This window comes from Pseudomonas sp. JAI111 (genome assembly GCF_024809425.1).
Taxonomy (GTDB): Bacteria; Pseudomonadota; Gammaproteobacteria; order Pseudomonadales; family Pseudomonadaceae; genus Aquipseudomonas.
Genome location: NZ_JANUCB010000001.1, coordinates 1,088,356 through 1,101,010 on the forward strand (window position 1 = coordinate 1,088,356; position 12,655 = coordinate 1,101,010).

7 protein-coding genes are annotated in these 12,655 nt (G+C 60.8%); 1 reads left to right on the plus strand and 6 read right to left on the minus strand.

The annotated features are described in order from the left end of the window. Positions 1-100: 100 nt before the first annotated feature. The 3 genes from HNR03_RS05135 to aceK all read right to left on the minus strand — a co-directional run bounded on the left by HNR03_RS05135 (position 101) and on the right by aceK (position 7,360). Positions 101-1,222 (minus strand): beta-ketoacyl-ACP synthase III, encoded by a 1,122-nt coding sequence (locus HNR03_RS05135; protein WP_222590222.1) that lies wholly within the window; start codon positions 1,220-1,222, stop codon positions 101-103. Positions 1,223-1,551: 329 nt separating this feature from the next. Next, positions 1,552-5,463, minus strand: coding sequence for an ATP-dependent RNA helicase HrpA (hrpA, locus tag HNR03_RS05140; RefSeq protein WP_259151345.1), 3,912 nt, complete (start codon positions 5,461-5,463; stop codon positions 1,552-1,554). A gap of 178 nt (positions 5,464-5,641) precedes the next feature. Then, positions 5,642-7,360: a bifunctional isocitrate dehydrogenase kinase/phosphatase gene (aceK, locus tag HNR03_RS05145; protein WP_259151348.1), complete on the minus strand. Its 1,719-nt coding sequence runs from the start codon at positions 7,358-7,360 to the stop codon at positions 5,642-5,644. 157 nt (positions 7,361-7,517) lie between these two features. On the opposite strand from aceK, the gene HNR03_RS05150 reads away from it, so the two are divergent. Next, a complete protein-coding gene (locus tag HNR03_RS05150; RefSeq protein WP_259151350.1) occupies positions 7,518-8,426 on the plus strand; it encodes a DMT family transporter in 909 nt (302 codons plus the stop codon). A 133-nt stretch (positions 8,427-8,559) separates the two neighbouring features. On the opposite strand, the gene HNR03_RS05155 is transcribed toward HNR03_RS05150, so the two are convergent. The 3 genes from HNR03_RS05155 to HNR03_RS05165 are packed head-to-tail and all read right to left on the minus strand — an operon-like array spanning position 8,560 to position 12,413. After that, positions 8,560-10,146: an aldehyde dehydrogenase (NADP(+)) gene (locus HNR03_RS05155; protein WP_259151352.1), complete on the minus strand. Its 1,587-nt coding sequence runs from the start codon at positions 10,144-10,146 to the stop codon at positions 8,560-8,562. Between the two features lie 42 nt (positions 10,147-10,188). Beyond that, positions 10,189-11,184, minus strand: a complete 996-nt coding sequence (gene araD1 / locus HNR03_RS05160; protein WP_259151353.1) for an AraD1 family protein — start codon at positions 11,182-11,184, stop codon at positions 10,189-10,191. A 53-nt stretch (positions 11,185-11,237) separates the two neighbouring features. Then, entirely contained in the window at positions 11,238-12,413 is a 1,176-nt protein-coding gene (locus tag HNR03_RS05165; protein WP_140677315.1) for an L-rhamnonate dehydratase, read from the minus strand. Positions 12,414-12,655 lie beyond the last annotated feature (242 nt).

Sequence of the window (12,655 nt, forward strand, 5' to 3'; positions counted from 1 at the left end):
AGCAAAGTCCTGCTGTCATGTCCGAAAATTACAACGTCCTGACGACTTCGAATGTAGGAAAAGTCTTCGAGAGCCAAAGGAAAGTGCGACAACCGCTCACTTAACGCTTGCGCAGAATCACGCTGCCAATCGAGTAGCCGGCACCGAACGAGCTGAGCACGGCCAGCGAACCCGCGGCCAGATCGTCCTGATTCTTGTGAAACGCAATCACCGAACCGGCCGAACTGGTGTTGGCGTAGGTGTCCAGAATCACCGGCGCTTCTTCTTCGGTGGCTTCGCGCCCCAGCAGTTTCTTGACGATCAGGTGGTTCATGCTCAGGTTGGCCTGGTGCAACCAGAAGCGTTTCACGTCACCGATGTTGAGCTTGTTTTCTTCCAGGTGGGTAGCGATCAGCTCGGCAACCATCGGGCAGACGTCGCGGAATACCTTGCGGCCTTCCTGGACGAACAGCTTGTCTTTGGTGCCGATACCCTCTTCCGCCGCGCGGTTGAGGAAGCCGAAGTTATTGCGGATGTTGTTGGAGAACTTGGTCAGCAGTTTGGTGCTGACCACATCGAACTGATACTTGGACGTCGCCAGATCAGCACGCTCGATGATCACTGCCGTGGCGGCGTCGCCGAAGATGAAGTGGCTGTCGCGGTCGCGGAAGTTCAGGTGACCGGTGCAGACTTCCGGGTTGACCATCAGGATCGCCCGGGCCTGGCCCAGTTGCACGCTGTTGGCGGCTGCCTGGATACCGAAAGTCGCCGAGGAGCACGCCACGTTCATGTCGAAACCGAAACCCTGGATGCCCAGCGCTTCCTGAACTTCGATGGCAATGGCCGGGTAAGCCCGTTGCAGGTTGGAACACGCGACGATTACGCCGTCGATGTCCGCGGCGGTCTTGCCGGCGCGCTGCAAGGCTTGCTCGGCGGCACCGATGGCCATCTGGCAAAGCACCGACCATTCGTCGTTGGAACGCTCAGGCAGCCGTGGCGCCATGCGTTTCGGGTCGAGGATGCCGTCCTTATCCATGACAAAGCGGCTTTTGATGCCAGACGCTTTTTCGATGAACGCAGCGCTGGACTCGGTCAACGCTTCGACTTCACCACGGGCGATGGCCTCGGCGTTGTCGGCGTTGAACTGCGCGACGTAAGCGTTGAAAGACTGCACCAGCTCTTCGTTGGAAATGCTGTTGGCCGGGGTGTACAGGCCGGTGCCGCTGATGACGACGTTATGCATGGTCGTTTCTCTAATCTGTTCAGGCAGAAAGTATTGGCACCGACGTACCAACACACAAAGGGTCTGCTTCCGTCACGGCAAGCACACCTGGCATCGCTTTATTCCGTACCGCCCGAACCTGAAGGGGCTCAAAACCGCGGGACCGGCGTTTATAGGCGCGAAGTTTGCCATAAACCTCGTGGTTTGGCCCTATTTGCTGGATCAAACACATACCAAATGTGGGAGCGAGCTTGCTCGCGATAGCGGAGTGTCAGTCAACATTGATGTTGAAGCTGACGGCCTCATCGCGAGCAAGCTCGCTCCCACAGGGTATTGCGCAAGCCTTGGATTCAGGGTTCGACCTGGGTCCACTGCTTGTTCAGGCGCTTATCGGAGATCGGCACCTTGGTCCCCAATTGCTGGGCGAACAGCGAAACCCGGTATTCCTCCAGCCACCAGCGGTAAAGCTCCAGCTGCGGATCGCGCTTGCCTTCCTGGGCGTGTTTGTTGGCACGGGTCTGGTATTGCGTCCAGAGACCGGACAATTCGCCGCTCCAGACCCGGTCCCTTTGTACCTGAGCGCCGATTTTCTCGAAGCGCTGCTCGACCGCTTTCAGATAACGCGGCAGTTCCTTGAGCCATTGCATCGGGGTTTCCCGCACGAACCCCGGATACACCAGATGACTGAGCTGCTGCTTGATGTCGTTCAGGGCCACGGCTTGCGCCAGGTCGATCTTGCCTTTGAAGCGTTTTTGCAGGCCATGCCAGAGCTTCAAAATCTCCAGCGTCAGCTTCGCCAGGCGTTCGGCGTGCTCGGTCCAGCCGCCGCGCTTGCGCTCGGCCAGCGACGCCAACCCGGCGCCATCGCGAGGCAACGAGTCTTCGCCATCGAGAATGCAGTTGTCGAGGCTAGCCAGCAGGATGTCTTCCACCAGCGCATCGATGCGCCCCAGCTCGCGGTACATCAACCCCAGCTCGGTCAGCCCCGGCAACTTGCCGCGCAAGAACTTCGCCGGCTCGGCCAGTTGTTGCATGAGCAAACGCTGCAACGCACGACGATGCTGGAACTCGGCTTCGGCCGGGGTCGAAAAACGCCCTTCCTTGACCGTGCCGCTCTCCTCCACCAGCGCCGGATACACCGTCATCGACAGCCCGGCGATCTTCTGCTGGGTTTTCTCGGCAACCGCGGCAAAGACTTTCGGCTCGACCGGCTGTTGATTCTTCGCGGTTTGCGGCACGGCCAACGCAGCCTGACTGGCTTCGGCAAAGCGTGCAGTCAGTTCCGCCAGATCCCGTCCTTCGCCGAGAAACTTGCCTTGGCCATCGACGATTTCCAGGTTCATGCGCAAATGGCTGTCGACCTGTTGCGCGGCTTCCGCCCAGGCTTCGTCGCTGACCCGCGCACCGGTCATGCGCAGCAGTTCACGGCCCAAGGCCTGAGGCAACGAACCTTCGGCGAAGGTCATGCGCTGCAAGGCGGCTTTGACGAAGTCCGGCACCGGCACGAAATTCTTGCGCAGGGCTTTAGGCAGGTTACGGACCAAGGCAATGCACTTGGCCTCGATGACGCCCGGCACCAGCCATTCCAGGCGTTCCGGCGGCAGCATCGGCAGCAACGGCGCCGGCACGCGCAGGGTCACGCCGTCGCGCGGGTGGTTAGGCTCAAAGTGGTAACTGAGCGCCAACTCCAGATCGCCGATGTGCAACGTGTCCGGGTAATGCAACGCAGTGACTTCACTGGCCTCGCGGGCCAGCACGTCTTCTTCGCGCATGATCAGCAGCTGCGGGTCTTTCTGGCTGTTGACCCGGTACCAGCTGTCGAAGGTGGCGGTCTGGTGAATCTCCGCCGGCAGTCGCGCATCGTAGAAGGCGTAAAGAGTTTCTTCGTCGGCCAGAATGTCGCGACGGCGGGCCTTGGCTTCCAGTTCGTCGAGCTGTTCGAGCAACTGAGCATTGGCAGTCAGGCACTTGGCCTTGGATTGAATCTCGCCGCGCACCAGGCCTTCGCGAATGAAAAACTCACGGGAAACGACCGGATCGATCGGCCCGTAATGCACCGGGCGGCGACCGACGATGATCAGCCCGAACAAAGTGATCTGCTCAAACGCCACCACTTGCCCGCGCTTCTTTTCCCAATGCGGTTCGAAATGGTTCTTCTTGATCAAGTGCCCGGCCAGCGGCTCGATCCAGTCGGCGTCGATCTTGGCGACCATCCGTGCGTAAAGCTTGGTGGTTTCCACCAGTTCGGCGGTCATCAGCCATTGCGGGCGTTTTTTGCCCAGCCCCGAGGACGGGTGAATCCAGAACCGCCGCTGACGGGCGCCAAGGTAATCGCCTTCATCGGTTTTCTGACCGATCTGGCTGAGCAGGCCCGACAGCACGGCTTTGTGCAGCTTCGGGTAATCCGCCGGCTCTTTGTTGATGCTCAGCTGCATGTCGCGGCAGATCAGGCTCAGTTGGCGGTGAGAATCGCGCCATTCGCGCAGACGCAGATAATTCAGGAAATTCTTGCGACACCAGTTACGCAGCGGGCTGGCCGTCAGTTCCAGGCGTTGTTCTTCAAAACCACGCCACAGATTGACCAACCCGGCGAAGTCCGAGTCCACGTCTTTCCACTGCGCGTGGGCCTGATCCGCCGCTTGCTGGCGTTCCGGCGGACGTTCGCGCGGGTCTTGAATCGACATGGCGCTGGCGACGATCAGCACTTCCTGCAAGCTGCCCAGTTTCGCCGCTTCCAGCAGCATGCGGCCCATGCGCGGGTCCACTGGCAGGCGCGCCAATTGGCGACCGAGCGGTGTCAGTTGACTGTTGCGGTCGACTGCAGAGAGTTCTTGCAGCAGGTTGAATCCGTCGCTGATCGCCTTGCCGTCCGGCGGTTCGATAAACGGGAAGTCGGTGATCTCGCCGAGGCGCAGATGCAGCATCTGCAAAATGACCGCCGCGAGGTTGGTACGGAGGATTTCCGGGTCGGTAAATTCCGGGCGACTGAGGAAGTCCTCTTCGGCGTACAAGCGGATACAGATACCGGGCTCGACCCGTCCGCAACGGCCTTTGCGCTGGTTGGCGCTGGCCTGGGAAATCGCTTCGATGGGCAAGCGCTGGACTTTGGCGCGGTAGCTGTAACGACTGATGCGCGCGGTGCCGCTGTCGATCACGTAGCGGATGCCTGGCACAGTCAGCGAGGTTTCCGCGACGTTGGTCGCCAACACCACGCGACGGCCCGGGTGCGATTGGAATATCCGCTGCTGCTCGGCCGGCGACAAGCGCGCGTACAACGGCAGAATCTCGGTGTGCTTGAGCTGGGCCTTGCGCAGCATGTCCGCCGCGTCGCGAATCTCGCGCTCGCCGGGCAGGAACACCAGCACATCGCCAGGGCTCTTGCGCTCGCTGCGTTCGAACGCGGCGATTTCGTCGAGGGTGGCGAGGATCGCCTGATCGACGGTCAAGTCATCCTCGACCCGATTGCCCTCTTCGTCCTGCTCCAGCGTCAGCGGGCGATACCAGGTTTCCACCGGGAACGTGCGGCCAGAGACTTCGACGATGGGTGCATCATCGAAATGCTTGGAGAAGCGCTCAAGATCGATGGTTGCCGAGGTGATGATGACTTTCAGGTCCGGACGACGGGGCAGCAGGGTTTTCAGGTAACCCAGGAGGAAGTCGATGTTCAGGCTGCGTTCGTGGGCTTCGTCGACGATGATCGTGTCGTAGCGTTCGAGGTAGCGGTCGTTCTGGGTTTCCGCCAGCAGGATGCCGTCGGTCATCAGTTTGATCAGGGTGTTGGAATCGCTCTGGTCCTCGAACCGCACCTGATAACCGACCAGCGCGCCCAACGGCGTCGCCAATTCCTCGGCAACGCGGCTGGCCACGCTGCGCGCCGCGATTCGGCGCGGCTGGGTATGGCCGATCAGGCCATGCTGGCCACGACCGATTTCCAGGCAGATCTTCGGCAACTGGGTGGTTTTACCCGAGCCGGTTTCGCCGGCGATGATCAGCACCTGGTGCTTGAGCAACGCCTCCTTGATTTCATCGCGTTTGGCGGCGATCGGCAAACTGTCGTCGTAACGAATCACCGGCAGGCTGGCACGCCGCGCCAACACCTGATCACAGGACGCCTGCATGCGCGTCACCCACTGGGCCAGCTTGGCCTCGTCGGGTTTCTTGCGCAGCTCAAGCAACTGCCGCCGCAGCCGGTGGCGGTCGGCAAGCATGGCGTGATCGAGGTTTTTCAGCAGTTTGTCGATGGAGGGCGATTCGTCGGTCATCAGGTACGCAATTCAGTCGTCTAGTGGCGCAGGGGTGCGATTGTCGCAGATTTGCGCCGCCAAGTGATCGTTCCCACGCTCTGCGTGGGAATGCCTCAATGGACGCTCTGCGTCCGCTCTTGGGACGCGGAGCGTCCCGGGCTGCATTCCCACGCGGAGCGTGGGAACGATCGGTGCGTTATTCGTTATCGAAGCTTTTACGCCGATACGGGAACACATCAATGATCTTCCCCGCCCGAATTGCCTCTTGCAGGCTCTTCCAGTAATCGGCGTTGTACAACTCGCCATGCAACTGATCGAACAACTTGCGCTGCCCGGCATCGGCAAACAAAAACGGCGGAAACTCTTCGGGGAACACGTCCAGCGGCCCGATCGAGTACCACGGCTCGGACGCCATCTCGTCTTCGGGGGTGCGCGGTTGCGGGATGTGGCGGAAATTGGCCTCGGTCAGAAAGCAGATCTCGTCGTAGTCATAAAACACCACGCGGCCGTGACGGGTCACGCCAAAGTTCTTCAGCAGCATGTCGCCCGGAAAAATGTTCGCCGCCGCCAGTTGCTTGATCGCCAGGCCGTAATCTTCCAAAGCCTCGCGAACCTGTGCGTCGTTGGCGTTTTCCAGGTACAGGTTCAACGGTGTCATCCGCCGTTCGGTCCAGCAGTGACGGATCAGCACCGTATCGCCTTCCACCGAGACGGTGGACGCCGCCACTTCGAGCAGTTCTTCCAGGCACGCCGGATCGAATTTGCTCAAGGGGAAACGGAAGTCGGCGAATTCCTGGGTGTCGGCCATGCGCCCGACCCGGTCGACGCTTTTCACCAGTCGGTATTTTTCGATCACCGTCGCGCGGTCAACGTTTTTCGACGGTGAGAAACGGTCCTTGATGATTTTGAAAACGGTGTTGAAACCCGGCAGGGTAAACACGCTCATCACCATCCCGCGCACACCCGGCGCCATGATGAACTGGTCGTCGGTGTTGGCCAGGTGATTGATCAGCGCGCGGTAGAACTCGGACTTGCCGTGTTTGTAGAAACCGATCGAGGTGTACAGCTCGGCGATGTGCTTGCCCGGCAGGATGCGCTTGAGAAAGCCGATGAACTCCGCGGGCACCGGCACATCCACCATGAAATACGAGCGGGTGAACGAGAAGATGATCGACACGTCTGCTTCATCGGTAATCAGCGCATCGATCTGAATCCCGCGGCCTTCGCGGTGCAGCAGCGGAATCACCAGTGGCCACTGTTCATCCTGGGTATAGATGCGACCCACCAGGTACGCGCCTTTATTGCGGTACAACACCGAGGAAAACAACTCGACACTCAGTTCCGGGTCCTTGCAGACCCAGTCCGGCAGGTTTTCGCGCAGTTGCGCTTCGAGGCGGCGCAGGTCGCCGGCAAGGTCGGCGTAGTCTTCGCTGAACCGGTAGTCGGCAAAAATGCTCGCGAGCATGCCGGACAACTGGCCCTGAGGCTTGTAGGTGCGGGTTTGCGCGGCGCGGGCACGGCGCAGGCTCGGCCGGGTGGTGTGGATGAACATGCAGCCGTCGCTGATCAGGTCATGACTGAACAGTCCGCAGAAAATCGAGTTGTACCAGGTTTCGGACAGTTCATCGTCGAAACGCAGGTCGATCAGGGTGATGTAGGCGTTTTTGACCAACGGCCAGCAGCTGACGTCCAGGGTGTCGGCGTCAAAAGCGATGTGCAGGCGTTCTACCGTTTCGCCGACCTTCTCTTCGTACAGATTGATCCGCGCGGCCGAGGCAACCTGTGCCTCTTGCCACTTGGCCTGCTCGAAGCGGGCCCGGGCGCCGTCGGTGATCTGCCGGAAATGCTCGCGGTAATCGTCAAAGCCATCGAGGATCATTCGGGCGATGTCGGCGGCTGGCCATTGCTGCGGCATGGTGAGACCTCTGCGGGAATTCGGAAGCCCTGAGCTTAGCCAGTGAACCGGGTGCAGGAGAAGCGTAATTTTCGAGCAGAATTATTTGCTCGTTTTCCGGTTGCCATCGATCAGGCGCTCGGCAACACTCTCGTCCCCATCCAGCAAGGAGCACACCGTGAACCCCGTCGATATTTTCCGTTTACTGTCACTGGCGGCGATTTGGGGTGCGAGCTTTCTGTTCATGCGCATCATCGCCCCGGTGATTGGCTCGATCCCCACGGCTTTTTTCCGTGTGTCGATTGCCGCCGTCGGCTTGCTGGTGATTCTGGGGTTGATGCGCATAAGCTGGGACTTCAAAGGCAAACTCAAGACAGTAATGCTCCTGGGGGTGATCAACTCCGGTATTCCGGCGACGCTCTATTCGGTGGCCGCCCAGGTATTGCCAGCCGGTTACTCGGCCATTTTCAACGCCACCACGCCGCTGATGGGCGTGCTGATCGGCGGTCTGTTCTTTCATGAAAAACTCACGGCCGCCAAGCTGGGCGGGGTGCTGCTCGGCCTGATGGGGGTCGGCATCCTAACCCGTGCAGGTCCGGTGGCGTTCGACCTGCAATTGCTGATGGGCGCCCTCGCCTGCCTGCTCGCCACCACGTGTTACGGCTTCGCCGGCTTCCTGGCGCGCCGTTGGCTCGATCACGCTGGCGGTCTGGACAGTCGCCTGTCGGCGGTGGGCAGCATGATGGGGGCCACGTTGTTTTTGCTGCCGCTGTTCGGTTACAGCGTGATTACCCAGCCACCGGCAAGCTGGGGTGGCTGGAATGTCTGGCTGTCGCTGATGGGGTTGGGCCTGGTGTGCACGGCCTTGGCGTACATTGTTTACTTCCGTCTGCTCAGCTCGGTCGGACCGGTGAAGTCGATGACCACGACCTTCCTGATCCCGCCGTTCGGGGTGCTGTGGGGGGCGTTGCTGCTGGATGAACCGCTGTCGATGGCGCATCTGTATGGTGGGGTGTTGATAGCGGCGGCGTTGTGGCTGGTGTTGAAGCCTGCGGTGGTGAAGCCGAAAGAGGCAGTTGCCCGCTAATTCTGCGGTGCTGCTACTTAAGCCTTCGCGGGCAAGCCCGCTCCCACAGGGGGATCTGAAGTGGACACACAGTTTGTATTCACACAGGTCAAATGTGGGAGCGAGCCTGCTCGCGATGGCGGTAGGTCAGGCGCTACAAAGCCGACTGACTCACCTCCCCATCCACCAACCGCCGAATCCCCAGCGGGTTGGCGTTTTGCAGTGCCTCGGGCAGCAGTGCATCCGGATAGTTCTGGAAGCACAACGGCCGCAGGAAACGATCGATGGCCAGCGTTCCCACCGATGTGCCCCGTGAATCGGACGTTGCCGGATACGGCCCGCCGTGCACCATCGCCTCACACACCTCGACCCCGGTCGGATAACCATTGAGCAGAATCCGCCCGACCTTTTCCTGAAGCAACTCGGTCAGCCAACGGTACTCCAGCAATTCATCCGGTTCACCGATCAATGTCGCCGTCAGCTGCCCGCGCAACCCCTGCAATGCCGCTGCCAGCTGCGCCCGGCCCTCGACTTCGACTTCGACAACGATGGTGGTGGGCCCGAAAACCTCTTCCTGCAGCAGTTCATCGCCCTTGAGCAACAGGCTGACGTCAGCCTTGAACACTTGCGGCTGGGCCTGATTGCCCTGTTGCGGTTTGCCCGCCAGGTGCGTCAGCCCCGGGTGTTCGTGCAGCTCGGCCAGGCCTTGGCGGTAGCTGACCAGCGCGCCGGCATTGAGCATGGTTTGCGCCGGTTGCTGGTCCATGTTGGCGCAAAACGTTTCCAGGAACCGGCTGAACTGCGGTGAACGCAGGCCGATCACCAAGCCCGGATTGGTGCAGAACTGACCGCAGCCCAACGTCACCGAACCGGCCAGTTGTGCCGCGATCTGCTCGCCTCGCACGGCGAGCGCTTCGGGCAGCAGGAACACCGGGTTGATGCTCGACATCTCGGCAAACACCGGGATTGGTTGCGCCCGGGTGGCGGCCATGTGGGCCAGGGCATTGCCGCCCTTGAGTGAGCCGGTGAAGCCCACAGCCTGAATCGCCGGGTGCTTGACCAGCCATTCGCCGACGCCCCCGCCAAAGATCATGTTGAACACACCGGCGGGCATTTCGGTTTTTTGGGCCGCGCGAATGATCGCATCCGCGACCCACTCGGCCGTCGCCATGTGCCCGCTGTGTGCCTTGAATACCACAGGGCAACCCGCGGCCAGTGCCGAGGCGGTATCGCCGCCGGCGGTGGAAAACGCCAAGGGAAAGTTGCTGGCGCCGAACACCGCGACAGGCCCTAACGCGATGCGGTATTGACGCAGGTCCGGACGCGGCAATGGTTGGCGATCCGGCAGTGCCCGATCAATGCGCGCCCCATAGAAATCACCGCGACGCAGGACCTTGGCGAACAAGCGCATCTGGCCGCTGGTTCGACCGCGCTCGCCTTGAATGCGCCCGGCCGGCAAAGCGGTTTCGCGGCACACGGTGGCGACGAAATCATCGCCCAGTGCATCGATTTCATCGGCGATGGCATCGAGGAATTGCGCACGTTTTTCCGCCCTCAGGTTGCGATAGATCGGGTACGCAGCCGCCGCAGCGTTGGCAGCCGCGTCGACTTCGGCTTCGGACGCCTGGAAAAAGCTGCCAGGTAGCGCCTCGCCAGTGGTCGCGTCGAGGCTTTGCAGCTGCACGGTGCCTTCGGCGCTGCGACGACCGCCGATGTAGTTGTGTCCAAGTAGCGTGGTCATGAGGTTTTCCTTGACCGGCGAACAGGGCCGGTAATTGAAGACTTAAAGCGCGCGGACCTGGCCGATGGCCAACGGCTGGGCGCTTTCGCCAATCCCGTTTTCCAGGGGCGCGCCGAACTCATCGAGGCAGATCTGGAAGCGGTCACCCGGCTGGGTTTTCACCCCGTCGGCAAACGACAGCGTGGCGGTGCCGAAGTAATGCACGTGAACATCGCCGGGGCGCAAAAACTGAGCGTATTTGAAGTGGTGAAATTCGAGGTTGGCGAGGCTGTGGCACATGTTGTCCTCGCCGCTGAGAAACTCTTTTTCCCAGAGCGTTTCACCGTTGCGCATGATGCGGCTGGTGCCGGCCAGATGCTTGGGCAACTCCCCCACGCGCAGCTCCGGACCGTAGGCGCAGAAGCGCAGTTTCGAATGCGCGAGGTACAGGTAATTGCGCCGTTCCATCACATGGTCGGAGAACTCGTTGCCCAAGGCGTAACCAACGCGGTACGGCTGGCCGTCGTCGCCGATCACATAGAGGCCGGTCAGCTCCGGCTCTTCACCGGCGTCTTCGGCAAATGGCGGTACCGGGAAGTCTGCGCCGGGGCGCACGACAATGCTGCCGTCGCCCTTGTAGAACCATTCCGGTTGAGCACCGACCTGGCCAGCCGCCGGTTTTCCGCCCTCCAGCCCCCATTTGAAAATGCGCATGGTGTCGGTCATGCCGGCTTCGACCGCTCCATCGTGCTGGTGCATTTTGTCCCGGGCCGATGCGCTGCCCAAATGGGTCAGGCCAGTGCCGCTGATCAGGCAATGGGCCGGGTCTTCGTGGTCCAGCGGCGGCAGGACGCGGCCCTGCTGCAACAGTTGCGCGTAATCCGGGCCTGGCGCGGTGCCGCATCGGGCGACTTCTTCTTGCAGGCTACGTTGCGCGCGGATGGCCGCGAGTGCCAGTTCACGGGTGCTACGAATGCCTTTGAGCACCTGGATCTGAGAGCCCTCGACGAGGCCCACCTGGCGTTCACCGGCAGTGTTTTCAAATTGAATCAAGCGCATGACGGCCTCCAGAAAGTCGTGAATGGCGCCGCCTTGTGTGCGGCGCCTCAAGATCACTCGATGATGTTGAAATCGCTCAGGTACTCATCAGAGATTTCCAGGCCCAGGCCGGGCTTGTTATCGTCGAGCTGGATGTAGCCGTTCACCGGTTGCGGCTCGCCCTTGAACACGTAGTAGAAGAGTTCGTTGCCAACCTCGACGTCGAACACCGGGAAAAACTCGGCCATTGGCGAGGCGGTGGTGGACATGGTCAGGTGATAGTTGTGCATCTGCCCGGCGTGCGGGATCACCGGCACCGACCAGGCTTCAGCCATGGCGTTGATCTTGCGCGCCGCGGTGATGCCGCCGACACGGTTGGTGTCGTACTGGATCACGTCGACGGCACGGCGCTCCAGCAGGTCTTTGAAGCCGTAGGAAGTGAACTCGTGCTCGCCGCCGGAGATCGGCATGATTCCCATTTTTTTCAGCTCGATATAGCCTTCGATGTCGTCGGCAATCACCGGTTCTTCGAGCCAGCGCGGTTCGAACTCGGCCAGTTTGGGCAACATGCGGCGGGCATATTCCAGGGTCCAGCCCATGTAGCATTCGAGCATGATGTCGATGTCGGGACCGGCCAGGTTACGCAGCGCCCGCACTTGCTCGATGTTCTTGCGCATGCCCGCCGGGCCGTCTTTGGGGCCGTAGCCGAAACGCATTTTCAGCGCGGTGAAACCCTGGTTCAGGTAGCCCTGGGCTTCTTCGAGGAACAGGTCGAGGTTGTCGTTGGCGTAGAGCTTGGAGGCGTAGGTCCAGATCTTCTCCTTGGTGCGCCCGCCGAGCAGTTTGAACACCGGCTTGTTCACCGCTTTGCCCATGATGTCCCAGATGGCGATGTCGATCGCCGAGATCGCCGCCATGCCGATGCCTTTGCGGCCCCAGGCGTGGCTCTGGCGATACATTTTCTGCCAGATGTATTCGTTGTCGAACGGGTCTTCGCCAATCGCAATCGGCGCCAGATAAGTGTCGATGATTTCCTTGGCCACACGCGGTGCCAGGGCGCAGTTACCGATGCCGACAAGACCGGTGTCGGTCTCGACTTCCACCACCAGCCAGCCGTGGAAACGGAACGAGCCCATGGCATCGCCGCGCTCGAACAGGATGTCGCTGGCGTTGGTGCAGAAGTGCGCTTGCGGGGGAACGACTTTACCTTTCCACTCGAAAACGCGGGTACGGATGGCTTTGATTTTCATGAATACAGTTCCTTGCGCTACCGGCTTTTTGTAGTTGTTGGGTCGCTGCGCAGAGCCGTTCGTGCCGCCGGCTCCGGGCATTCGATGGAGCGACTTTAGCCAGCGCCCGGGGCGTGCGGATAATCACTTATGCGTATCCGGCGATAACCTGGGGTGATCGCAAAAACGCGATATCCGTTAGATCGGGTTATCAGCCCCAACACAAAACAAATGTGGGAGCGAGCTTGCTCGCGATGGCGGTC